Raw genomic sequence first — 22,808 nt, forward strand, 5'->3', positions numbered from 1 at the left:
AATGAACTCCCTGTTTGTGATTTGGTTATTATGGTGCCGATTTTTTCTTCGGCTTTTTGTTATTCTCCCCAGGTTTCCCCAAGGACACGCAGCCAGTTTTCATGGCAGAGTTTCTTCATCAGTGCGGCATCATAGCCGCGCTGGATCATGGCCTCGCGCAAGGCAGGCAACCCGGCGATGGTGCCGATTTCTGCGGGTACGGTCGCACCGTCAAAATCGGACCCCATGCCAACCCGGTCTTCACCCACTTCCGCAATCAGATAGTCCAGATGATCGAGCATTCGCGAAATTGGTGTGTTCTCGTCCATCCGCCCGTCTTCTCGCAGGAAAGCAACGGCAAAGTTCAGTCCCACGATCCCGTCACTATCGCGGATCGCATGCAGTTGGCGGTCTGAGAGATTGCGGCTGTGGCGCGTCAGGGCCCCGGCATTCGAATGTGTTGCAACCAAGGGCGCGTCGCTGATGCGGGCGACATCCCAAAAGCCTGCTTCGTTCATATGCGACAGATCAATCATTATCCGCAGTTCGTTGCAGCGTTTGATCAGGCGAATGCCGTCGGGTGTCAGCCCTTCGCCAGTGTCACCACTGGAAGGAAAGCGAAACGGAACACCATGCCCAAACAACGTCGGGCGGCTCCAGACAGGCCCCAGTGAGCGTAGGCCCGCCGAATGTAGAACCTCCAGCGTATTGAACTCCGGGTCGATCGCTTCGGCGCCTTCCATATGCAGGATCGCGGCCATACGGCCCTCCGTCATGGCGGCACGAATATCTGCGGTGGAACGGCAGATTCGCACAGCGCCCCGGCGCTCCAACTCGATCAAGATTGAGGCCTGAGACAAGGCAACCTTGATCGCGTCTTGCCAGTCTACCATCGCAGGCAGAGGCAAATCATAGGCATCCTTCATCATCTCATCATCATGAGAAAGGGAGTCCCCGCCCGGAATGAAGATTGCGAAAAAACCGCCCGCAAATCCCCCGGTTTGGGCTTTTTGGACATCAATCTGACGCCCTCCTCCCCCTAAAACCCCTGTATCGTCCAAGCTCACATCGCCATTATGAAGGCGCAGCAGAAGATCGTTGTGACCGTCGAAAATCAGCGGTGTTTTCATTGTCCACCCAGTAAATATGCTCCCCCAACGCAGTGCATGGTCGCACGCTACGGGGGCTGTCGCTTCTATGTGATCGGTAACTTATAGTAAAACCTGCTCGAAGTTTCTTCACTTGGCAAGGATAGAGCGGGAGTCGTCGCGCAACTGAATGGCTGGCAGCCTCTTGCGAAGGCGATCAGCTGCGGCTGATCTCGACGGGTAGTTTGCTCGACGATTTCATCTCTTTGAGCGACAGGTTGGATCGAATGCTGGTCACGCCCGGTAGTTGGCGCAGCGTTGTGTCAATAAACCGGCTGTAGTCATCCAGATCGCGCGCCACCACGACCAACAGGAAATCATCCGCCCCGGTCGTGTTGTGACAGGCGAGGATGTTGGGAGTGATCTCTACGATACGTTGGAACTCAGCGGTGGCCGCTTGATCGTGCTCTGAACAGCTGAGCTGAACAAACGCCATGACGCCAAGGCCCAGTTTGCGACGATTGAGATTGGCCTGATAGCCTTCGATAATGCCGCTCTCTTCTAGCCGTTTTAGCCGACGCCAGCAGGGTGTCTCGCTCATCGACAGATGCTCAGCCAGACGGGCATTGGTCATGCGGCCATCCTCCTGCAGCAGAGACAGTATCTTGGCGTTCGCAGCATCAATATCGGGCACGGGGCAGAAACCTCTGCGTTGCTTCTGAATTCGAGTGGGTTCTGCCTCATTTTGTTTCAGATCAGAGGAGATTGGCAAAGTAATTTTGCGGTTACGGGGTAGAGTGACCTCAATCAAAGCGCGTTACAGAAGGGTCAGCCGCGATGAAAGCCGTCCTCTACGAGAAATTCGAACAGGCTCCAAAGGTCGTCTCAGTGGATGATCCGACGCCAGAACCTGATGGTGTGGTCATCAAGGTCGAGGCAACTGGTGTGTGCCGATCAGATTGGCATGGTTGGATGGGGCACGACAGCGACATTGATCTGCCACATGTACCCGGTCACGAATTGGCAGGCGTGATCGAAGCGGTGGGCAGGAGCGTGACCAACTGGAAGGTCGGTGATCGTGTGACAGTGCCATTCATTTCGGCCTGCGGTTCATGTCCAGAATGTCACGCAGGCCAGCAGCAGGTATGCCTCAATCAGCAGCAACCGGGGTTCACGCATTGGGGGTCATTTGCGGAATACGTTGGCATTCATCAGGCGGATCTGAATGTAGTGGCGCTGCCGGATGTCATGGAATTTGCGACCGCCGCGAGCCTTGGTTGCCGTTTCGCAACCTCATTTCGAGCTGTCGTCGATCAGGGTAAAGTTGGCGCTGGACAATGGGTTGCGGTGCATGGCTGCGGCGGAGTGGGTTTGTCGGCCGTCATGATCGCCCATGCAGTCGGGGCAAATGTCATCGCCATTGATATTGACGATGAAAAACTGGCGCTCGCCAGAGAGCTTGGTGCGGTTGCCGCCATCAACGGTGCTCAGGTGGCGGATGTGGCTGAGGCGGTGATCGAATTGTCCCGTGGCGGCGCGCATGTCTCCTTGGATGCGTTGGGGCATCCGGTGACTTGCTTCAATTCGATCCAGAATTTGCGCCCGCGTGGTAAACACGTCCAGGTGGGCCTTATGTTGGGTGCACATAGCTCGCCTCAGGTTCCGATGGCAAAAGTGATTGGGCATGAGTTGGAAATCCTCGGGTCTCACGGGATGCAAGCGCATCGCTATGGTGCCATGCTGGATATGATCAGTTCGGGAAAACTTGATCCAAAGAAACTTGTGGGTCGTGAAATCAGCCTTGAAGAAGCCCCATCAGCGTTGATGAATATGGATAAATTCCAGTCAGTTGGCGCGACCGTCATCACCCGGTTTTGAGCATGTGACCGACGGCACACTGTCGGGTCTCGGCCTCTGCGAATACAGGCCCTTGGTCCGGTGCAAAAAACAAATCGGATTAGAATGCATCCTTCGACACGTCACATGTGGCCCGATGATGTGGCTGCGGCTTGTGCTTTGATATTTTAAGATCGGCCTGCAATGAGGCCGATCACAGGCTTTGCCCGGTTAAGCCGGTTCTGAGTTTTTGTGGCTCTGTAATGGCTTTCCAGTCAGAACTCTCTCAGGCCCGGCCGTTTCCCGATGGTGATATGGTCGATATCCTCATTACGGAACCCCCTGATGAGTGAGGGGATCATCATGAACACGAGACAGAAGATCGGCAGTCCGACCACAGTGATGACCTGTTGCAAAGCCGTAAGGCCCAGATCCCCGGCCAGTATCAGCAGCATAGCGGCTACCAATCCTTCCGAGACGCCCCAGAACACGCGCTGTTGGACCGGTCCGGGCTTGGACGAGCCGGTACAGAGCATGTCGACCACCAGAGAGGCCGAGTCAGATGAGGTGGCAAAGAAGATCGCAACCACCAACACCGCGATGCCCTGCACAAAAGTGGCGAAGGGGAAGTTCTCAAAGAACGCAAACATGGCAAGTGGGACGGATTCGGAAACGGCTGCACTCAGTGCTCCGGCCTGATCACCCAATGCTGCACGGGCGGCGACACCAAGGCCGTCGATTTCCATGGCCTGCCAGCCGAAGATGGAGAACCACACCAAGGTAAAGAGCGAAGGTGCCATCAGGACACCGAATACGAACTCACGAATGGTGCGCCCGCGCGAGATACGCGCCACAAACAGGCCGATGAAGGGCGACCATGTCACAGTCCACGCCCAATAGAATACAGTCCAGCTGCCCTGCCAGCCCCAGTCGCCGTTATCTGGATTGGTATTGGCCAGCATGTCGTTCCAAAAGGCGAGCCTCGGCAAGTTGCTCAGATAGAGGCCGAGCGTTTCAACCATGCCACGCAAGAGGAACAGCGTTGATCCGGTCACCAGCACAAACACCATGAGACCAACCGCCATCCCGATGTTGATGTTGGAGAGCAGCTTCACCCCTTTGTCGAGGCCCGCCACGATCGAGATCACGGCAACCCCGGTGAGTACCGCGAGAATGGCGACCTTGAGCGGCACACCCGCATCCCAGCCGAAGAGCGCGGACAGGCCTGCCGCAATTTGTGATGAACCAAGGCCCAGCGACACGGCAACACCGAACAAAGTGCCAAGAATAGAAACGATATCAATGGCTTTTCCCCATGGGCCATAGATGCGCTCTCTGAGCAGCGGATAGAAAACGGAACTAACACGTACAGGCAGATCATAACGGTTGATGAAATAGGCAAAGGCCAGCCCCGGAAGGGCGAAGATGGTCCATGTGTGCAAGCCCAGATGATAGATCGCGATGGACATCGCGTCGCGCGCGGCCTCTTCGGAATGGGGTGCAACCCCCGGCAGTGGCGGGTTGGAGAAATGGCTGATGGGTTCAGCGACACCCCAGAACATCAAAACGGTGCCTATCCCACCGGCAAACAGCATGGTGAACCATGACAGGCTGGAATAGTCCGGTCGACAGTCCCGCGGCCCAAGGCGGATATGGCCGTGACGGCTCATCGCGGCCCAGATCAAGAAGCCGAGCCAGACGTTGACACCTAGTATGAAAAACCAGCCAAGCCGCGAAACAATCCATGCACGCCCCACTGCAAAGGCGTTGCCGATCTCTTCGGGAGCGATCACCAGAGCGAGCACAAAAAGGGCTGTAAAAATGGCGGAGATGAAGAAAATATATGGGTCGGTCCTGAGGCCGAGGCGTTTTATCAATCCCTGCATCCAATGATCCCTTTGTTCTATAAATCAACTATTGGCGCCTAATGGAGGCGCGTTGACCTAACGCAGACGTGAACAAATTAGTTCCACCTAAGGGCGAAATTTCTGGATGCGCAGAGCGTGCGCAATATACCGAAAGCCGGGAGTCTTCGGGTGGGGTGTTCTGATTTTGGCGATAGAAAAGAGCGGCTCTAATCCACGCCCCACCATTGTAGAGTTTGCTCGCAATGATGGCGGATCGCATCGGTCGCAGCGGCTGTGTCCCCGCTCTGTAATGCTTCAATAATCGCAAGATGCTCTTCCATTGCGGACACAATCCGCACCTGAAGGAAGGGGCGCACATTCTGGATAATGGCAATACGCATGCGATTGGCGCTATAAGCCGCTGCCAATTGCGGATTATTCAACCCCGCCGCCAGATAGTCATGCAGTGACAAATCAATCCCGATCGCTTGCGGCGGCAGATCATTGGCAGTGTTATTTGCGGCAGCGTCGCGAAGCGTCTCATGTTGTGCACGCAAAGCATCCAGCCCGGTCAGGTCGCCCTGCTGAATCCGCCTGCGTGCGCCTTCCTGATCAAGCACCATCCGAAAGTCGAGACAGTCGCGGATCGTTTCAGAGCGGGCTTCCATCACCTGTACGCCACGCTTGGGCCATGTGGTCAACAGCCCTTGTGAGCACGCCTGTTTCACGGCCTCACGAGTCGCGGCAAGAGGAAACTCAAGGATCTCAACCAGTTGAGACATAGACAGAAATTGCCCGTCGCGCAGCGTGCCGTTGCGGAGCGCATCCCAAAGCGCCTCTTGTGCCTGCTCTGCTAGAAGCTGGCCGTCCTGCATCTGGTTCATCGACAGACCCTCGTGCGGTATTTCCTAGAGTTTCCTTAAGGTCCTACCTAAAATTTTTTATAGTGTAGTTTCTAGAATACCTTCTAACATGTTAGTTGCAAGCTCAATAATCGCATGAATGAGGTGGCCCGGTTGACGGTCGCCCGGGCACGGGGCTTTAGGGAGAAAAACATGACCGCAACTGATGAAATACATGTGACCAGCGGCGATACGCTGGACCCGGACGGCAATACACTCAACCCTGTTGGCACGGATGAAAAAACCTGGGGCTGGTTTGCCATTTTCAACATCTGGGCAAATGATGTGCAGTCGCTCTTTGGCTATTCATTGGTGGCGTCGCTGTTCATCTCCTATGGGGTTGGCGGCTGGACAGCGTTTGCAGCGCTGATCGCCTCCGGGGTTTTTGTGATGTGGATGGTGAATCTGTCCGGTGCTGCGGGTGAGAAATATGGCATTCCTTATCCGGTGCTGGCACGCGCGAGCCTCGGTACACAGGGCGCGAAGCTGCCTGCAGTATTGCGCGCAACGGTTGCGGTGTTCTGGTATGGGGTGCAGGTCTATTTTGCCTCAACCGCATTGGCGCTGTTGATCCGGTCGATTACCGGCCTTGGTGGAGGTGCGGAGATACTGGGCCTCACAGGGATCGACTGGATTTCGTTTGTGATGGTCTGGGTGTTTCACATCGTGATCTTCTGGCGCGGCATGGGCTGGGTAGAGACTTTCCTCAATATCGCGGGGCCGTTTGTCTATCTGGTCATGATCGGGTTGCTGGCTGTACTTTGGCAGCGCTCGGACGGGCAGCTTCTGGCGGCGACGGCTACCATCTTTGCCAATCCCGAGGGCACTTTCTGGACTGAATTCAAAGGGTTTATTGCCATCGTTGGCACGATGGTCGCCTATTTCGCGGCGGTGATGATCAACTTCAGCGATTTCTCCCGCTACGCCAAGGACAAGCCGACGATGGTGCTCGGAAATCTTGCGGGGTTGCCCTTCAACATGATCCTGTTCTCAGCTTTGGCCCTATTGACGACCGGTGGTGCAGCGGTGGTCTACGGCGAGGCGATCATCAACCCGGCTGAAATTGTGGAGCGCACGGACAGTGTGCTGCTGGGCATCATCGCAGCGATCACCTTCTTTGCGGCAACAGTGGGCATCAACCTCGTGGCAAATTTCATCCCTGCGGTGAATGGCATTGCCAACCTGTCCCCTGAAAAGATCAGCTTTCGCAAAGCGGGCCTGATTACATCGGTGTTTGCGCTGGTCATTGGCGGTTTCTGGACCAGTTTTATTAGTCAGTTCGGCATCGGCGGTTTTGTGAATACACTCGGCGCAACGCTCGCCCCGATCTTTGGGATCATGATCGTGGATTACTACGTCCACCGCAAAGAACAGCTCAATGTAGATGATCTCTATAACATGGATGGCGGCACCTATCATTACAACGAGGGTTGGAACGGTGCAGCGGTCAAGGCCTTTGGGCTGGCGGCGATCTTCTCGGTCGCAACCGTCTGGGTGCCATGGTTTGCCTTCCTGTCAGGCTACAACTGGGTAATTGGTGCGCTTCTGGGGGGCGTGGTCTACCACATGCTCGCCCGCGACCACGTCACGCGCTAAGCTTGGGGTATTAATGATGCGGGCCGGTGAGTGGGATCTCACCGGCCCGCTTATTTGTTTCACGCAGCACTCAGCCTTGAATAGCTCCCATTGCGGGCAAGGAGTTCCGCATGGGTGCCCACTTCGACAATGCGCCCGGCTTCCATCACGGCGATATGGTCCGCATCGCGGATCGTGCTGAGCCGATGGGCGATCACAAATGTCGTGCGCCCCACCGAGAGATCTTCAAGGGCTCTTTGGATCTGGCGTTCGGTCTCGGTATCAAGTGCGGAAGTGGCCTCATCCAGAATGAGGATTGGCGGGTTGCGCAGGAAAATCCGGGCGATGGCCACACGTTGTTTTTGCCCGCCCGAGAGCGTTACGCCCCGTTCGCCCACGATAGTATCAAGCCCGTCTGGCAATTGGTCGATCATATCGCTCAGGCGGGCTTTTTGGGCGGCGAGGCGGATTTCTTCTTCGGTGGCGTCCAATCGGCCATAGGCGATATTTTCGCGCAGCGAGCCGCCAAACAGGAATACATCCTGACTGACGATCCCGATCTGCGTGCGCAAGGAACGCAAAGTAAGCGTGCGAATATCATGCCCGTCGATCAGTACCCGGCCAGACTGGGGTTCATAAAAACGTGGTACCAGCGCCAAGAGTGACGTCTTGCCCGCGCCGGACGGGCCGACAAAAGCCACGGTTTCGCCAGCGGCGACATCAAGCGAGATCCCGTCGAGCACCGGGCGCTGCTGATCATAGCCGAATGTCACGTTTTCAAACTGAACTGCGCCGCGCAGATCAGGGGCAGGGCGGGTATCGGGGCTGTCTTCCACCTCTGGCTCAATGGCCAGAAGCTCCAGATATCGTTTAAACCCGGCAATCCCACGTGGGTAAAGTTCGATCACGGCAGCGATTTTTTCGAGCGGGCGAAAGAACAGCCCGACCAGCAACAGGAAGGCGACAAAGCCGCCGGTTGTCAGTTCTCCGCGCAGCACGAAGATTGCGCCTGCCACCATCACCAGAACCTGCACAAAACGCATGCCCATGTAGTTGATGGTCGAGGAGGCGGCCATGACCTTATAGGCCGCAAGCTTGGTGTCGCGGTAGCGGGCGTTGTCGTCGGCAAAGAGGCGTTTTTCATGCTCTTCATTGGCAAAGGCCTGCACCACGCGAATACCACCGACATTTTCCTCAAGGCGAATATTGAAATCCGCGACGCGAGAATAGATCGCCTGCCATGTGCGCGTCATGCGCCCACCAAAGACCATTACGATAATCACGCAGAGCGGGAAAATCGTCGCGGTAATGAGCGCAAGACGCATGTCGATCATTAGCATCATGAGAAACGCGCCGATAAAAGTCATGAGCGCAACAAAGAGATCTTCGGGGCCATGGTGCGCAACCTCGCCGATTTCTTCCAGATCACGGGTCACGCGCGCGACCAGTTTGCCGGTACGGACTTTGTCGAAATAGGAAAACGACAGCCGTTGCAGCTGGTCAAAGGCTTTGCGACGCATCTCGGTTTCGATGTTGATGCCCAGCTTGTGCCCCCAGTAGATCACAATGGCCATCAATCCGGAGTTGACCAGATAGATAGCCAGCAGGCCAATTGCGGCTAGAACCGTGAGCCACAAATCGCCACGCGGAAGCAAAACATCGATAAAACCTTTGATGGCCACAGGGAACGCAAGCTCCAACAAGCCGGAAGCGACGGCGCAGCCAAAATCGAGAAAGAACAAGGTCTTCCACGGGCGGTAATAGTCGAAAAACTGTCGGATCATGGCGGTGTATTTCTATGTCAAATGCGCGGGGGCGGTTTCAATCCCGGCATCGCTATACGTGTTTTGCAAGAGTGGCACCATAGGCGCATCCGCTGCAACTGTGAGGGATCTGTGCAGACGTAGGCGCGCATCATGTCTGGTGATGACCGGCAGGACGTGGGATGTAGGGGCTGCGGGCATATGCTTCCGGCAGATCCCACATTGCGAAGGCAAGCAAGAGGCAAAAGCATGCAGGACTGGGATGCAGTCGTGATCGGTGGTGGCCCGGCCGGGTTAATGGCTGCAGGCGAAATCGCACGCCAGGGTCACCGGGTTCTGTTGGTTGAGGCCAAGCCCTCACCGGCCCGCAAATTCCTGATGGCAGGGAAATCCGGCTTGAACCTGACCAAGGACGAACCTTGTGAGGCGTTGTTGGAGCATTACCGTGAAGCAGCGGAGTGGCTGGGGCCGATGATCCGGGCTTTTGATGCAGCGGCTGTGCAGGATTGGGCGCGTGGATTGGGGCAGGAGCTGTTTACAGGCTCTACCGGGCGGGTCTTTCCTACCGTTATGAAAGGATCGCCTCTGTTGCGGGCGTGGCTCGCGGAATTGGACAGTCATGGCGTGGCCCGGCAGCTTGGCTGGCGTTGGAGCGGTTGGCAGGACGGGCAATTGAAGTTTGAAACCGCCGCAGGGCCACAGTTTATTCGTGCGCGTGCGACCATACTTGCGCTGGGCGGAGCAAGCTGGGCGCGGCTTGGGTCCGACGGCGCATGGGCGGCGACACTGGCGGCACGCGGCGTGGCGCTGGCTCCGTTTCAGCCTTCAAATGCTGCGCTCTCGATCTCGTGGAGCGACCACATGACCCCGCATTTCGGAGCGGCGCTCAAGGCGGTTGCGTGGCAGGCGGGTGATCTGCAGGGACGCGGCGAGGCGACGCTTGCAAAGCGCGGCATCGAGGGCGGGGGACTATACGCGCTGACACCTGCGCTGCGCGAAGGGCATGACTTGTTCGTAGATCTTGCACCGGATCTGACTGAAGATGACCTTGCAACACGTCTGGCGCGACCGCGCGGCAAGGCCAGCTGGGCCAACCATATGCGTCGGGTGCTGAAGATCGCTCCAGTAAAAATGGCCTTGCTGCAGGAGTTTGGCCGCCCGCTCCCGCAGCATGCGCAAGACCTAGCGCATGTCATCAAACATCTGCCAGTGCGTCACGCAGGCTTACGTCCGATAGATGAGGCGATCTCGACTGCGGGCGGCGTGCGCCGCGATGCGCTTGATGGTGGTCTGATGCTAAAAGCGATCCCCGGCACGTTCTGCGCCGGGGAAATGCTGGATTGGGATGCACCTACAGGTGGCTATCTGCTGACTGCCTGCTTTGCCACCGGGCGCTGGGCCGGGCAGGCGGCTGCACGTTACTTGGCCAGTTCTGCAACACGCTGAAAGGCAGGACGTGCGCGCATGCGTTTGCCATAATCTAGCAGGGCTTCGCTCTCGACATCGAAATTCGCGCCCCGTGCCCAATTGAGACAATGAGTGAGCAGAATATCAGCAATGGTGAATTGATCGCCTGCGATAAACTCATCTGTCAGCCGGGACTCAACCCGTATTATCGAATTGGAAAATTCCCACCGCAGCGAGGTTTTGACCTCAGGAACCCGGTGCTCTTCGGGCAGGACAAAGGTGTGACGGGCAGCGGCCCAGAGGATCGCGTCCATCTCGTCATTTATCATATTGGTGATCGAATCTTGCTTGGCGCGTGCCAAGGTGCCCGCAGGCGCCGTCAGAGCCCCATGTTTGTCCGCAAGATAAGTGATGATCGCGATGGAATCGGTGATGCTTTCACCGGCCTCGATCAACACCGGGATCTTGCCCGAAGGATTGGCAGCCCGTGCTTCATCGCTTTGTGGCTTTGCCGGGGTCAACTCATAGGCTTGCCCCAGTTCTTCCAGCGCCCAGAGCACCCGAAAGGTGCGGGTCAATGGGAAGCCGATCACTTTATACATGAAAATTCTCCTCGCTCGCTTGCGGGCAGGTTTGCTGCGAGTGCGAGAAAGGTCAAGCGCTGCGTCACGTCCTGACGCCGCGCAGTTCAGCGTGACCGAGCCAACATGGCCAACCGGATCATTGCACGCTCGGTCAGTGCCTGCGCTGGTGCACTTTGCCCGGCGGAGCGCAGTTGCAGGTCGGTGTCGGTCAGAATCGTCAGCGCGTTTTGCAGCTTTTGCGCGCCCCAGCCCTGCGCCTGTCGAAGCATGCGGTCGCGCCGTTTGCCATATAGAGGCGGGCGTAAGCCGCCGATGCCCTGCGCGGGACCGCCTGGGTGGGCGGCGATGGTGTAAAGCGTGCGAAAATGCCGGGTCGCCCCGATGCAGAGTGTTACCGCATTGGTGCCTTGTGCCTGAAGTCGGCGTAACACGGGGCCAATATCGGTGCTGCGCCCTTCGGCCACTACATTCAGCAGATCATCCAATGCGGCCTCGGTGGATTGCGGTGCGACCGCGCCGATGTCCTCCAACGTCAGCGGTGTGCTATCGCCATGTTTATAGAGGCTCAGCTTTTCGATCGTGCGGGAGAAATCGCCGGGGCCGATCTCATTGGCGATGTCCGTCAGGGCCGACATGCTGTCGCCGGGCACATCGCGCATGCCTGCTTCGCCCAAGATGCGCTCGATTTCGGCGCGCGAGGGCGGGTCGTCATAGATACCCGTGGCATAGGCGTTGGTATGGGTTTCAAAGGCTTTGCGCAGCTTGGACGACGCCTTGAGCTGCCCGGCCGTGACCACGATCTGCGCGTCACCCGGCTGCCATTCCTGCAGCGCAGTGGCGATCGCCGGGGTTGCGGTGTCATTGGCATCCTCGACAAACACCGCGCGGATGCCGGGAAAGAAGCCCACCGCTTTGACCGCGTCCAGCAACTGGGCCGGGTCTTTGCGCAGATCACTTGCGGGCATGCGGGTCAGGCGCATTTCCTCCTCGGCACCGGGACCAAGGAGTGCGGCCAGCATTTGCTGACGTTTGAGCGAAACACGCATCGCGTCCGCGCCGTAGATCAACAGCCCGGTCTTGCCGGGGTCGGGGCGGGCGAAATAGCCCTCGGCCTCGCGCGGGCTGAGTTTCATGCGCCGGTCGTCGTGCCCAATCCGGGCACCGCATAAAGCCGGGTCACGATCTGATCGGCGAGAATCACCATCAGGCGCTCGTGTGCGTCTGTCTCAGAGGCGAGAGTTTGCACCGTGGTGCCGCTGGCGGAATAGCCCGAGAAATTCTCGACCTCACCGCTGGCCACGATTTGCCCGTCCGACAGGCGCACGAGGCTGTAGCCTGCGGTTCCTGTCAGAGAATAGCGGGTGATGCTGCCCTCTGCGGTGATCGCTTGGCCGACTTCTTCGGTATCAAGGGTCAGATCCATACGATAGGCCGGAGCCCCCGCACGACCCAGCCGGGTTTCTAGCCTGCGCACAAAGTAATAGGCGTCGGTATCACGCGGTGCGCCAATGGTCTCTGGGGCTTGAAACGCGATCTGGCCGCGCAGCGCGGTGCCTGCGCCATTGGGGCCATAGACCGGCTCAAACCCGCAGGCCGAAAGGCTGGCGCCAAGTGGCAGCGCCAGCGTGAATTTCAGGAATTTGCGTCGGTCAGGCAACGACATTGACGATCCGCCCCGGTACAACGATCACCTTCTTGGGTGCGGCACCTTCCAACACCCGCTGCACAGCTTCGTGCGCCAGCGCCAGTTTTTCAACCTCTGCCTTGTCGAGATCCTTGGCAACGGTCAGTTCACCGCGTCGTTTGCCATTGACCTGAATGGGCAGGGTGACGCTGTCCTCGACCAGCATTGATTCATCCGCAACCGGCCAGGGGGAATCGGCAATCAGACCTTCGCCACCCTGATGCTCCCAGATATCCTCGGACAAGTGCGGGGTCATCGGCGACATCAGCTGCGCCAGGGTCTTGATGGCTTGTTTTTGTACCGCGGCGCTGGCCTTGGATTTCGACAGGGTGTTGGTGAAGCCATAAAGCTTGGCAATGGCGGCGTTGAAGCCAAAACTCTCGACCCCCAGCGTCACATCGCGGATCGCCTTGTGCATCTCGCGCAGGAGATCCTCATCGCCTTCGCCCTTGGCATCCGGGTCCATCTCGCCAATGCGATCACAAAGGTTCCAGACCCGGTTCAGGTGCTTGTAGGCGGCTTCGGCGCCAGATGCTGTCCATTCCACATCCCGCTCGGGCGGCGAATCGGACAGAACAAACCAACGGGCGGTATCGGCGCCGTAGGTTGAGATGATCGCCAGCGGGTCGACGACGTTGTTCTTGGACTTGGACATCTTGGCCGAGGGGATCACCTTGATCCGCTCGCCCGTCTCCTTGACGAAGACACCGCCGTCGCGTTCCTCGACCTCGCTTGGGTAATGATAGATCGCGCGGCCGTTGTCGTCCTTGCGCTCGGCATTCTCGTAGATCGCGTGAGTCACCATGCCTTGCGTAAAGAGCGCATCAAACGGCTCTTTTGCACTCTCGGGCAGGTGGCCGCAGATGTGCATCGCGCGGGCAAAGAACCGCGAATAGAGCAGGTGGAGAATCGCATGCTCGATGCCGCCGATGTATTGATCGACGTTCATCCAGTAGCTGGCCGCCTCCAGATCGGTCGGTGTTTCTGCGCGCGGTGCGGTGAAGCGGGCGAAATACCAGCTGGAGTCCACGAAGGTGTCCATCGTGTCGGTTTCGCGCTGGGCGGGCTTGCCACAGTTAGGGCAGGCACAGTTGCGCCAGCTTGGGTGACGGTCCAGCGGGTTGCCGGGCACCGAGAAATCAATCGCCTTGCCGTCCTCATCATACGGCAGCGCGATGGGCAGGTTCTCTTTCTTTTCCGGCACCACGCCGCAGTCGGGGCAGTGGACGACAGGAATCGGGCAGCCCCAGTAGCGCTGACGGGACAGGCCCCAGTCGCGCAGGCGGAATTTGGTGACGCCTTCGCCCCAGCCTTCGGCCTCGGCCTTGTCGACGGCGGTGTTCACACCCTCTTCGCCAGTTTGTTCCTCCGCACCGGCAAAGCCGCGCACATAGCGGACTTTTTCGGCTTTGGTGGGCACATAGGCCTCGGTCAGAGCGTCGGCACCTGAGACCGGTTCCATCACCGGAATGATCGGCAGGTTGTATTTGGTGGCGAATTCAAAGTCGCGCTGGTCATGCGCCGGGCAGGCAAAGATCGCGCCGGTGCCGTAGTCCATCAGGATGAAGTTGGCGATCCAGACCGGCAGCTCCCAGTTCGGGTCCAGCGGGTGCTTGACCCGCAATCCGGTGTCGTAGCCCAGCTTTTCGGCGGTTTCGATCGCTTCTTCGGTGGTGCCGCCCTTGCGGCATTCCGCAACAAAGTCTGCAACCTCTTGCGATTCGGTCTCAAGCTGCTTGGCAATCGGGTGATCCGGCGAGATGCCAACAAAGCTCGCGCCCATCAGCGTGTCGGGGCGAGTCGTATAGACCTCGATCGCCTCACCGCCATCGGTGCGCTCAAAGCTGAACTGAAGGCCACGCGATTTGCCAATCCAGTTTTCCTGCATCAGGCGGACCTTGGCGGGCCAGTTCTCCAACCCGTCGAGTGCGTCCAGCAGCTCATCCGAGTAGTCAGAGATTTTAAAGAACCACTGCGTCAGTTCACGCCGTTCCACCAACGCGCCGGAGCGCCAGCCACGCCCAGCCTCGACCTGCTCATTGGCCAGAACGGTCATGTCAACGGGGTCCCAGTTGACCACGGCGTTCTTGCGGTAGACCAGACCTTTTTCAAGGAAATCAAGGAACAAGGCCTGCTGCTGGCCATAATATTCCGGGTCGCAGGTGGCAAACATGCGCGTCCAGTCGAGCGAGAGCCCCAGCGGCTTCATCTGCTCAACCATCGTGTCGATGTTGGAATAGGTCCAGTCCTTGGGGTGCCCGCCCGAGGCCATCGCGGCGTTCTCCGCAGGCATGCCGAAAGCGTCAAACCCCATCGGGTGCAGCACGTTATGGCCAGTGGACAGCTTGTAGCGCGCGATCACGTCGCCCATCGTGTAGTTGCGCACATGGCCCATGTGCAGCTTGCCCGACGGGTACGGGAACATCTCCAGCACATAGTATTTGGGTTTGCTGTGATCTTCGTTCGCTTGGAAAATGGCGGCCTCTTCCCAGGCTTTTTGCCATTTGGCTTCGATGTCCGAGGCTTCGTAACGCGACATGTGAGCGGTCCTTTAGACTAAAAACGCCGGGCTTTAGACCCGGCGCTTCTGATACGTGGTATTCGTGTTGGGTTCCAGTGCAGAGGCGTCAGATCTTCTTGTCGGCCATGCGTAGCTGACGTGCACGAGAGAGAATCGCATCCTCGACGGCGCGCGCGGTTGCAGAGCTGACAGCACCGCCGCGGCTTTGCAGCGCGACATTGAGGGCGCGCGCCTCAAGTGCGGGGTCTTTGATGTGAATCGTGGCGCGATAGGCGCGGCCGCCACCGGGCGGTGTGCCGTAACCTGTGATGATAACGCCAGTGAAGGGGTCAACGGACTGAACCGGCAGGAAATCAAGCACATCAAGGCTTGCGGCCCAAAGGTAGCGATTCACCTGAACGCGCTGTTCGCTTTTGCGCGGACCGAAGGCTTCCCAGATTGTGGTTTTGTCGTCGTGCGCTTCACGCCCTTCGCCCGCGAGGACGATCGTATCGGACTTATCGACTTCTGTGCTGGTGTCGAGCGAACGGAATGCACCGCAAGAGGCTGTGACAGCCAGCGTTGAAAGAAGGAAAAAGGTCTTGATACCACGCATATTGACCGGGCCCGCTCCTGAATTTGCAGTTGAACTACTCCTAGACAAGCGGGCATGCGCCAACAAGCCTATTCTTTTAAAGACTCGTTTCTGCTGTGTTTTCGCTGGGCTTGCGCCGAAACGGACTGTGGCCTCGATGCATCATTTGGTTGATGAATGGTTTTCAGCTTTCAGCACATGCTTGCTTCATGACCCCAAAACGAGCGAGAGGATGTGCGTACTTGAGGAGCGAAGTGGCGTCAGCCGATTGCTTCTTTGGAAATTCAAACCCGAGGGAAAACCATGAAAAAGATTCTCTTCGCTTCGACCGCACTGGTCGCGACCGCAGGCGTCGCAGCAGCAGAAATCACCATCGGCGGCTCCGCTCGCTTTGGTCTGGCATACAACGAAGCCGAAACCAACGAGACCCGCATCGAACAGCGTATGCGCGTTAACATCACCGGCATCGCGGAAACCGACGCTGGCGTGAAACTGGAAGCGCGCTTCCGTCTCGAAGCCAACGAAGATGACCACGAGAACTCCATCTCCGGTCGTGGCCCGGGCGCAGCTGGTTTCGCAGTGTCCTATGGCGGTCTGCGTGTTGACGTTGGTCACGTGTCCAACGTTCTGGACTCCGGTGACCAGGTTGACTACTACGGTTACGGCATCGGCTTCACTTCCTTCCTGGAAGCGAACTCCAACTTCAACGGTCCGGCAACCGGTTTCGGCGCAGGTTCCGCTGACGCAACCACCATCAAAGTGCGCTACACTGTTGGTGACTTCTCCGCATCGCTCTCCTACAAAGAGACCCGTGAGCAAGCTCGCTCCGCGACCACTCTCTGGAGCGCGGCAACCGGTGGCGCTTCCACAGTCGTGTACAACGACGATGCAGTTGCAGCGGACGAAGAGTGGCAGCTGGGTCTGGGTTACACCCTGGCAAACGGCATGGCGATCGGCGCAGTTTACTCTGACACCGACTCCGCAGGCGACTACTGGGTTCTGGGCCTGAACGGTACCGCAGGCGCAGTTGGCTACACCGTAATGGTTGGCGACGGCGACAACCAGGACGACGTGTCCGTGTCCGCATCCATCAACTACGAAGTGTCCTCCGCGACCTCCATCCGCGCACTGGTTGCTGACGGTGGTGTGACCGGCGCAGACACCGCATACGGTCTCGGCTTCCGCCACGGCCTCGGCGGTGGTGTGACCCTCGCAGGTGGTGTTGGTTCCGACTCCTCCGGCAACACTCTGGCAGACCTCGGTGTGTCCTTCTCCTTCTAATTGGAGAACGGAACCATTCGGTTCTTGGGGCGGGCTCTTCGGAGCTCGCCCTTTTCTTTTGTGCGTAAACAGTGTTTTGTCCGGCCAAACAGCACCCCCTAGCTAAACGAGGCCGAGATGTCGCTGAGTGAGATCAAATCCCGCATTGCCGCCGCTGAAACCGCTGCGGGTCGCGCGCCCGGATCAGTAGAACTGATCGCCGTGTCCAAAGTACAGCCAAACGAGCGGGTTGAAGCTGTCCTTGAGGAAGGGCACAGGGTTTTTGGCGAGAACCGCGTACAGGAAGCGGCGGGAAAATGGCCCGAATTTCGTGAAAAATTCTCAGATGTGGACCTACACCTTATTGGCCCCCTGCAAACCAACAAAGCACGCCAGGCGATGGAATTGGTCAACGCGATCCATTCCGTAGATCGCCCGAAACTGGCTACAACGCTTGCGCGCCTCGCTCAGGAGCTCGGGCTCTGCCCGGAGCTGTTTATTCAGGTCAATACCGGTGAAGAAGAGCAGAAAGCGGGTATCCTGCCCAAGGACTCTGATGGCTTCATTCAGGAATGCCGCGCGCTTGACCTGCCGATCAAGGGGCTGATGTGCATCCCGCCGGTGGATGAAGAACCAAGCCTGCATTTTGCACTGCTCGCCAAAATCGCCGAGCGCAATGGGTTGAGCGGGCTCTCCATGGGGATGAGCGGAGATTTTGAGAGCGCCATTGCGCTTGGTGCCACCCATGTGCGGGTCGGCTCGGCAATCTTTGGGGAACGCGCCTATTCAGCGTGACTGCACGATGACCCGAGCGCCCGGTTGCAGGCGCTCGGCAATCCAGCGCAAGTTTTGGCGTGAAAAGGCGATGCAGCCTTCTGTTGGATAGCCGGGCCTGCGCCATTGATGCAGGAAAATCGCCGAGCCGCGCCCTTTGACGGAGTTGGGCCAGTTCCAATCCGTAAGCAACACCAAATCATAGAGCGGATCGGCGCGGCGCAAGGTCTCATGACTGAAAGCGTAAGGCGCGCGAACCATGTGATTATAGTCCTGCGCTTCGCCATCATCCGACCACAGATCACCGGGGAGAATCGGTGTGGCCCAATCCTGCGGCGCTGGGATACGGTCTGGGCGATATAGCATCCCGACAATGCGGTGAGTGCCCACAGGTGTGGCCCCGTCGCCTTCGCGTTTGTTTGGCGCAATGCCTCCTTTGCCGATAGTGCAGGGAAATCTCCGCCCCATGAAACGCAGTCCGTTTGGGGTTAAAACCAGATCCGAGGGGGTCATAACATGTGGCCCGATTTGCTGGCTTTGGTCGCGAGGTAATGGCGGTTGAACTCGTTTTCACCAACTTTCAGCGGAACCCGTTCCACCACCGTGATGCCGGTTTTTTCCATCATTGCAATCTTTCCGGGGTTGTTTGTCATCAGCCGGACAGATGAAAATCCCAGTTCGCGCAGGATCGAAGCTCCGAGTCGGAAATCGCGTTCGTCATCCTCAAATCCAAGCCGGTGATTGGCCTCAACGGTGTCAAAGCCCTGATCCTGCAGGGAATAAGCGCGCATCTTATTGGCGAGGCCAATGCCGCGTCCCTCTTGGTTGAGATACAACAGCACGCCTGCGCCCTCCGTTCCCATTTGCCCCAGAGCACCGCGCAGTTGCGGCCCGCAGTCGCATTTGAGTGAACCGAGCACGTCACCGGTAAAGCAGGCAGAATGAAGCCGAGCCAGAACCGGCGTGTTTCGGTCCGGACGCCCGATCTCGATTGCGTAATGTTCTTCACCGCCATCCTCGGGACGGAAGATGTGCAAGCGCCCGGCCTGCGACGCCTCCATCGGCAGGCGCGCCGCTGCAACCGGATGCAGCGGCGAGCTTTTATTAAGGAGCGGCTCAGCAGCGGATTGGGGCAGGAGAGTCAAATCGTGTTTGAGGGCAAAGTCTCCTGCATTTTCTAGAGCGACATAGACGGTCGCAGGCAGAAGGCGCGCGGATTTCACCAATGCGATGGTAAGGCGGGGGAGCGTCGCATCACCGCTGCGCGCGCTCGTCAGTGGTCCCTTCATCGGCGTCTGCAGGTCATCTGCCGGGTCAGCAATGGCCTCAATCCAGCCAAGCTCCACATCGGTCGGAACGGTGATCCGCGCGATGTCCTCGTCATAGACGCGAGCCTTTAACGTGGCGGCACGCCGCGCGGTCAATGCGAGCGATACCGGACCCAAATCGCGCAGATCCGCGAGGCGGGCAGCACTCAGGCTTTCAACCGCGATTGCAAGAATAGCGGTGTCACCTGTGGTCAGGATCACCGGTAATCCCATCCTCAGATCCACTCTGGCACGGGCAATCCGCTCCAGCATTGTCGGCAATAGGCTCATCAGGTCTTCGTTCCCGGCTGTAACATCAGGAGCCTACTCCTATGCTCAATTGCTGCAAAAGTGAAATATTTCCGCCCCAGAGGACACGTCGACGTGAAGCGATCACCGCAAAGCTTGTTCTTTCGTGAGCTTGCGCACATCTGTGAAAACAAGACACCAGGAGAGACCCGATGGCCCAGTTGAAGAAAATCCTGCTCGTTGATGATGACGAGGATCTGCGCGAGGCGCTGAGCGAACAGCTTGTTATGACCGAAGATTTCGATGTCTTCGAGGCTGGAGACGGGCAGGGCGCGATGGAACGCGCCAAGGAAGCGATCTACGATCTGATCATTCTTGACGTGGGCCTTCCGGACACTGATGGGCGCGAATTGTGCCGCTTGATGCGCAAACAAGGCGTGAAGTCTCCGATCCTGATGCTCACTGGCCACGACAGTGATGCGGACACGATTTTGGGTCTCGATGCGGGTGCTAACGACTATGTCACGAAACCGTTCAAGTTCCCGGTTCTCTTGGCACGTATCCGCGCCCAGTTGCGCCAGCATGAACAGTCCGAAGACGCGGTTTTTGTGTTGGGGCCCTATACGTTCAAACCTGCGATGAAGATCCTGATCACCGAAGACGAGCGTAAAATTCGTCTGACGGAGAAGGAAACCAACATCCTGAAGTTCCTCTACCGCTCCAACGACGGCGTGGTGCCCCGCGACGTTTTGTTGCATGAGGTCTGGGGTTACAACGCAGGGGTTACAACGCATACCCTAGAGACCCATATATACCGTCTACGCCAGAAGATTGAGCCCGACCCGTCGAATGCGAGACTTCTTGTGACGGAATCAGGCGGTTACCGGTTGGTGGCCTAAGCGACAATCAGGTGTGGAACAAGTTTCGACCACACACGTTATACGGTCGAACCACACGTGAGATCCCGCGCATATCCGGGTCATGATATGCATCCTCCCTGTTGGACTGGCCGGGCTTCGTGCCCGGCCTTTTTTTATGCCATGTCAATTCGTGCGTGTCAGGCTGTGCGGTGCAAAACGCGCAGGCGGCTCTCGAACTCACCACGATCCACGTAGCATCCGTGTAGGTGGCGATAGCCTGTTTGCGGATCAAAGGCGTCACGCCCGTGCAGGATGCGGCGATTGTCAAAAACAACCATCTCGCCGCCCTTGAGTTTGAGTGTCACGAGGTATTCAGGCGATCGCGTCATAATCATAAACTGCCGGTAGGCTCGATAGTAGCGCTGCATCAAGGCGGGTTCGAGGTCGAAGATATCCGCCAGATGGGCGTTAAAGCAGATCTCGATCACGCGGCCCTCTTCGTCGAGGTTGATGACCTTCTTGCGGTTGCGAATGTCGGTCTCATGGTCGTGGAAGCGAAACGGGACTGAGACGGTGGAGAGCAGCTCAAAACTCTCGGGATCTTGGTCGCGCAGGTCCTCGGCGATGGCGTAGCCGTCACAAAACAGCGAGCCACCTCCGACAGCCTCATTGGCGAGGCAGTGCAGGAATTGAAACCCCGGCGGCAGTTCTTGATTGGTCAGGTCCGTGTGCAGGGGCAGGGCGATCGGCGTGTAGGCGAGGTTGTTGGGATTGGGTTTGGATTTCACCTCAAACGTGACGCCAAAATTTGTCTGCCGCAGAAAGCCGATGCGGCGCGCGACCTCCATGCCGGCCTCGGTTGTGTCCGCAAGCCCTTCGACGATCGAGACGCCGATGATCTGGGTCTGCTCCAGCCAGTTTCGCAACATGCGATCCGAGGTCAGCACCTCCTGCGCCGCGACGCGGGGTATGCCGTCTGCGCCCAGATCACTGCGCCAGGATTGAAACCCTGTGTGGGCCGGATCGAATACGCGTGTGCCCGGCACACACGCGCGCAACCAAGCCAAATCAAAGCGACTGCTGCTCTGGGCTGCACCCTGCCAGTGAACCACGAGATGCGAATCCAAGATCGCAACGGATGCTGCGGTCAGGTTGGGTGGGATCGCGGAGAGATCGGTGACCCGCTCCTGTGTGTCGGGGTGAAACCCGGCGGGATCATTGTCGCGCAACCAGATATAGGGGTAGCGGGCGGATGTGCCATCGGTGAAAGAGACGAGAACGCATGCGTCCTCGGGCTGCAAAACGGCCTGTGCCATGAGAATCCTCCTGGCGTTTGGGATGCTAAATGTGGTGAATTCGCCCCGTCAGGGCGCAGCATCAGGTGCCGGTGGCGGCCACCAGTCATAGGCCTTTTTGTAAGGGTGCCCGGGGCGTTGCCCCAATACCGGTACCATGGGTTCGGCCAGTCCGTTCGTGGGTTGCTATTGCCAATGTAAAGTATGTGGTACCGCCCTTTGCAAGCAAATTCACGGCGTGGTGATTGCACAGGAAACCGCATCCACCCCACTGGTATCTCGCGCAGAGCACAGGCAATATCCCCACAAACACTTGCCAGAGATAGAGAGCCCGCATGTCCTTTACCCTTGCCACATGGAACATCAACTCCGTGCGCCTGCGCGAACCGATTGTCATCAAGCTGCTGCAAGAAGAAGGGCCGGATGTGCTCTGCCTGCAAGAGTGCAAAAGCCCGGTCGAGAAGATCCCGATGGAAGCATTCCGCGAGTTGGGCTATCAGCACATGATTGCACGCGGGCAAAAGGGCTATAATGGCGTGGCGATCCTGTCACGGCTGCCGATTGAGGATGTGGGTGACAAGGATTTTGCCAGCCTCGGCCATGCCCGCCATGTGGCGGGGCGGCTGGAAAACGGTGTGACCATCCACAATTTCTACGTGCCCGCTGGCGGTGATGAGCCGGATCGCGAAAAGAACGTGAAATTCGGCCAGAAGCTCGACTATCTGACCGAGATGCGGGACTGGTTCCATGCGGACCGTCCAGAGAAGTCAGTGCTGGTCGGGGATCTCAATATCGCGCCGCGCGAGGATGATGTCTGGGACCACAAGAAACTGTTGAAAGTGGTGAGCCACACGCCGATCGAAGTGGAACATCTGGCGCAGGTGATGGAGGCGGGCGGCTGGGCCGATGTCACGCGCAAGGATATCCCCGAAGGGCAGCTTTATAGCTGGTGGAGCTATCGGGCCAAGGACTGGGACGCCGCCGACAAGGGGCGCAGGCTGGACCATGTCTGGACCACGCCCGACATCACCAACGCCACGCACTCCAGCCGCATCCTGCGCAACGCGCGCGGGTGGGAAAAGCCAAGCGATCATGCGCCGGTTTTTGCGACGTTTGATCTCTGAGATCCGGGATCAAGGGGCGGGGAGGCTCCCGCCAAAAGACGCGCGCCCCAAGGGGCGCGCATTTTTGTTGGGCCGGGCGCCGCACCTGCCGGTGCGGCGTGCGCAAGACGCGATCTTGACGCCAAACTCATCCCTTGGTTTTCCGGCGCTGAAATCGCATATAGGGCGCAAGCAAGACT

The 22,808-nt window shown here is 58.2% G+C and carries 20 protein-coding genes; 7 read left to right on the forward strand and 13 right to left on the reverse strand.

What is annotated here, in order from left to right; all coding sequences use genetic code 11:
• Window positions 1-59: 59 nt before the first annotated feature.
• The gene (locus QNI81_RS00215) at window positions 60-1,109 is read right to left on the reverse strand and encodes a dipeptidase (RefSeq protein ID WP_283967004.1); all 1,050 of its coding nucleotides are present in this window, start codon (window positions 1,107-1,109) and stop codon (window positions 60-62) included.
• 175 nt (window positions 1,110-1,284) lie between these two features.
• Window positions 1,285-1,761 (reverse strand): Lrp/AsnC family transcriptional regulator, encoded by a 477-nt coding sequence (locus QNI81_RS00220; protein ID WP_065325458.1) that lies wholly within the window; start codon window positions 1,759-1,761, stop codon window positions 1,285-1,287.
• 143 nt (window positions 1,762-1,904) lie between these two features.
• On the opposite strand from QNI81_RS00220, the gene QNI81_RS00225 reads away from it, so the two are divergent.
• Window positions 1,905-2,945, forward strand: a complete 1,041-nt coding sequence (locus QNI81_RS00225; protein ID WP_283967005.1) for a zinc-dependent alcohol dehydrogenase family protein — start codon at window positions 1,905-1,907, stop codon at window positions 2,943-2,945.
• Window positions 2,946-3,178: 233 nt separating this feature from the next.
• On the opposite strand, the gene QNI81_RS00230 is transcribed toward QNI81_RS00225, so the two are convergent.
• Both QNI81_RS00230 and QNI81_RS00235 read right to left on the reverse strand, forming a co-directional pair.
• Window positions 3,179-4,789 carry a BCCT family transporter gene (locus QNI81_RS00230; protein ID WP_009177408.1) on the reverse strand — a complete coding sequence of 537 codons (1,611 nt, stop codon included), beginning with the start codon at window positions 4,787-4,789 and terminating at the stop codon, window positions 3,179-3,181.
• A 188-nt stretch (window positions 4,790-4,977) separates the two neighbouring features.
• Window positions 4,978-5,634 (reverse strand): GntR family transcriptional regulator, encoded by a 657-nt coding sequence (locus QNI81_RS00235; RefSeq protein WP_283967006.1) that lies wholly within the window; start codon window positions 5,632-5,634, stop codon window positions 4,978-4,980.
• Window positions 5,635-5,805: 171 nt separating this feature from the next.
• Between QNI81_RS00235 and QNI81_RS00240 the strand changes: the two genes are divergently transcribed.
• The gene (locus QNI81_RS00240) at window positions 5,806-7,248 is read left to right on the forward strand and encodes an NCS1 family nucleobase:cation symporter-1 (RefSeq protein WP_283967007.1); all 1,443 of its coding nucleotides are present in this window, start codon (window positions 5,806-5,808) and stop codon (window positions 7,246-7,248) included.
• A gap of 59 nt (window positions 7,249-7,307) precedes the next feature.
• Here the strand turns inward: QNI81_RS00240 and QNI81_RS00245 are convergent, their stop codons facing one another.
• Window positions 7,308-9,011 (reverse strand): ABC transporter ATP-binding protein, encoded by a 1,704-nt coding sequence (locus QNI81_RS00245; protein WP_283967008.1) that lies wholly within the window; start codon window positions 9,009-9,011, stop codon window positions 7,308-7,310.
• Between the two features lie 228 nt (window positions 9,012-9,239).
• Here QNI81_RS00245 and QNI81_RS00250 point away from each other — a divergent pair, with 228 nt between their 5' ends.
• Entirely contained in the window at window positions 9,240-10,436 is a 1,197-nt protein-coding gene (locus QNI81_RS00250; RefSeq protein WP_283967009.1) for a TIGR03862 family flavoprotein, read from the forward strand.
• Here the strand turns inward: QNI81_RS00250 and QNI81_RS00255 are convergent.
• From QNI81_RS00255 to QNI81_RS00275, 5 genes are all read right to left on the reverse strand, one after another.
• The gene (locus QNI81_RS00255; protein ID WP_283967010.1) at window positions 10,409-10,999 is read right to left on the reverse strand and encodes a glutathione S-transferase family protein; all 591 of its coding nucleotides are present in this window, start codon (window positions 10,997-10,999) and stop codon (window positions 10,409-10,411) included. The two genes, QNI81_RS00250 and QNI81_RS00255, sit on opposite strands and share 28 nt — an antisense overlap.
• An 86-nt stretch (window positions 11,000-11,085) precedes the next feature.
• A complete protein-coding gene (gene holA, locus QNI81_RS00260) occupies window positions 11,086-12,114 on the reverse strand; it encodes a DNA polymerase III subunit delta (protein WP_283967011.1) in 1,029 nt (342 codons plus the stop codon).
• Complete coding sequence (lptE, locus tag QNI81_RS00265; protein WP_168576463.1) at window positions 12,111-12,644, reverse strand: LPS assembly lipoprotein LptE; 534 nt, start codon at window positions 12,642-12,644, stop codon at window positions 12,111-12,113. The genes holA and lptE overlap by 4 nt, the downstream gene beginning before the upstream one ends.
• Window positions 12,631-15,204 (reverse strand): leucine--tRNA ligase, encoded by a 2,574-nt coding sequence (gene leuS, locus QNI81_RS00270; protein ID WP_283967012.1) that lies wholly within the window; start codon window positions 15,202-15,204, stop codon window positions 12,631-12,633. The genes lptE and leuS overlap by 14 nt, the downstream gene beginning before the upstream one ends.
• Window positions 15,205-15,292: 88 nt before the next feature.
• Window positions 15,293-15,781, reverse strand: a complete 489-nt coding sequence (locus QNI81_RS00275; RefSeq protein ID WP_065330136.1) for a DUF3576 domain-containing protein — start codon at window positions 15,779-15,781, stop codon at window positions 15,293-15,295.
• Window positions 15,782-16,063: 282 nt separating this feature from the next.
• Between QNI81_RS00275 and QNI81_RS00280 the strand changes: the two genes are divergently transcribed.
• Both QNI81_RS00280 and QNI81_RS00285 read left to right on the forward strand, forming a co-directional pair.
• Window positions 16,064-17,041: a porin gene (locus QNI81_RS00280; protein WP_283967013.1), complete on the forward strand. Its 978-nt coding sequence runs from the start codon at window positions 16,064-16,066 to the stop codon at window positions 17,039-17,041.
• A 117-nt stretch (window positions 17,042-17,158) separates the two neighbouring features.
• Window positions 17,159-17,815 (forward strand): YggS family pyridoxal phosphate-dependent enzyme, encoded by a 657-nt coding sequence (locus QNI81_RS00285; protein WP_110365150.1) that lies wholly within the window; start codon window positions 17,159-17,161, stop codon window positions 17,813-17,815.
• On the opposite strand, the gene QNI81_RS00290 is transcribed toward QNI81_RS00285, so the two are convergent.
• Together QNI81_RS00290 and ribA are read right to left on the reverse strand one after the other, a co-directional pair.
• Window positions 17,807-18,307 carry a L,D-transpeptidase family protein gene (locus tag QNI81_RS00290; protein ID WP_110365151.1) on the reverse strand — a complete coding sequence of 167 codons (501 nt, stop codon included), beginning with the start codon at window positions 18,305-18,307 and terminating at the stop codon, window positions 17,807-17,809. The genes QNI81_RS00285 and QNI81_RS00290 overlap by 9 nt on opposite strands.
• On the reverse strand, window positions 18,304-19,392 hold the full coding sequence (gene ribA / locus QNI81_RS00295) for a GTP cyclohydrolase II (protein WP_283967014.1): 1,089 nt from the start codon (window positions 19,390-19,392) through the stop codon (window positions 18,304-18,306). Before ribA ends, QNI81_RS00290 begins: the two co-directional genes overlap by 4 nt.
• Window positions 19,393-19,562: 170 nt before the next feature.
• On the opposite strand from ribA, the gene QNI81_RS00300 reads away from it, so the two are divergent.
• A complete protein-coding gene (locus QNI81_RS00300) occupies window positions 19,563-20,249 on the forward strand; it encodes a response regulator transcription factor (RefSeq protein WP_005617145.1) in 687 nt (228 codons plus the stop codon).
• Window positions 20,250-20,407: 158 nt separating this feature from the next.
• On the opposite strand, the gene QNI81_RS00305 is transcribed toward QNI81_RS00300, so the two are convergent.
• Window positions 20,408-21,526, reverse strand: a complete 1,119-nt coding sequence (locus tag QNI81_RS00305) for a TauD/TfdA family dioxygenase (RefSeq protein ID WP_283967015.1) — start codon at window positions 21,524-21,526, stop codon at window positions 20,408-20,410.
• 314 nt (window positions 21,527-21,840) lie between these two features.
• On the opposite strand from QNI81_RS00305, the gene QNI81_RS00310 reads away from it, so the two are divergent.
• Window positions 21,841-22,629 (forward strand): exodeoxyribonuclease III, encoded by a 789-nt coding sequence (locus QNI81_RS00310; protein ID WP_114961856.1) that lies wholly within the window; start codon window positions 21,841-21,843, stop codon window positions 22,627-22,629.
• The last annotated feature ends 179 nt before the right edge of the window (window positions 22,630-22,808 follow it).

This window comes from Tritonibacter sp. AK171, assembly GCF_030127025.1.
GTDB classification, from domain to species: Bacteria; Pseudomonadota; Alphaproteobacteria; order Rhodobacterales; family Rhodobacteraceae; genus Epibacterium; species Epibacterium mobile.

Bases quoted from the DNA above. Each gene is read 5' to 3' on its own strand.
- QNI81_RS00305 (WP_283967015.1), bottom strand. From the start codon at position 21,526: ATGGCACAGGCCGTTTTGCAGCCCGAGGACGCATGCGTTCTCGTCTCT.
- QNI81_RS00275 (WP_065330136.1), bottom strand. From the start codon at position 15,781: ATGCGTGGTATCAAGACCTTTTTCCTTCTTTCAACGCTGGCTGTCACA.
- QNI81_RS00240 (WP_283967007.1), top strand. From the start codon at position 5,806: ATGACCGCAACTGATGAAATACATGTGACCAGCGGCGATACGCTGGAC.
- ribA (WP_283967014.1), bottom strand. From the start codon at position 19,392: ATGAGCCTATTGCCGACAATGCTGGAGCGGATTGCCCGTGCCAGAGTG.
- QNI81_RS00300 (WP_005617145.1), top strand. From the start codon at position 19,563: ATGGCCCAGTTGAAGAAAATCCTGCTCGTTGATGATGACGAGGATCTG.
- holA (WP_283967011.1), bottom strand. From the start codon at position 12,114: ATGAAACTCAGCCCGCGCGAGGCCGAGGGCTATTTCGCCCGCCCCGAC.
- QNI81_RS00245 (WP_283967008.1), bottom strand. From the start codon at position 9,011: ATGATCCGACAGTTTTTCGACTATTACCGCCCGTGGAAGACCTTGTTC.
- QNI81_RS00280 (WP_283967013.1), top strand. From the start codon at position 16,064: ATGAAAAAGATTCTCTTCGCTTCGACCGCACTGGTCGCGACCGCAGGC.
- QNI81_RS00215 (WP_283967004.1), bottom strand. From the start codon at position 1,109: ATGAAAACACCGCTGATTTTCGACGGTCACAACGATCTTCTGCTGCGC.
- QNI81_RS00225 (WP_283967005.1), top strand. From the start codon at position 1,905: ATGAAAGCCGTCCTCTACGAGAAATTCGAACAGGCTCCAAAGGTCGTC.
- QNI81_RS00290 (WP_110365151.1), bottom strand. From the start codon at position 18,307: ATGACCCCCTCGGATCTGGTTTTAACCCCAAACGGACTGCGTTTCATG.
- QNI81_RS00310 (WP_114961856.1), top strand. From the start codon at position 21,841: ATGTCCTTTACCCTTGCCACATGGAACATCAACTCCGTGCGCCTGCGC.
- QNI81_RS00235 (WP_283967006.1), bottom strand. From the start codon at position 5,634: ATGAACCAGATGCAGGACGGCCAGCTTCTAGCAGAGCAGGCACAAGAG.
- QNI81_RS00285 (WP_110365150.1), top strand. From the start codon at position 17,159: ATGTCGCTGAGTGAGATCAAATCCCGCATTGCCGCCGCTGAAACCGCT.
- QNI81_RS00255 (WP_283967010.1), bottom strand. From the start codon at position 10,999: ATGTATAAAGTGATCGGCTTCCCATTGACCCGCACCTTTCGGGTGCTC.
- lptE (WP_168576463.1), bottom strand. From the start codon at position 12,644: ATGTCGTTGCCTGACCGACGCAAATTCCTGAAATTCACGCTGGCGCTG.
- leuS (WP_283967012.1), bottom strand. From the start codon at position 15,204: ATGTCGCGTTACGAAGCCTCGGACATCGAAGCCAAATGGCAAAAAGCC.
- QNI81_RS00230 (WP_009177408.1), bottom strand. From the start codon at position 4,789: ATGCAGGGATTGATAAAACGCCTCGGCCTCAGGACCGACCCATATATT.
- QNI81_RS00250 (WP_283967009.1), top strand. From the start codon at position 9,240: ATGCAGGACTGGGATGCAGTCGTGATCGGTGGTGGCCCGGCCGGGTTA.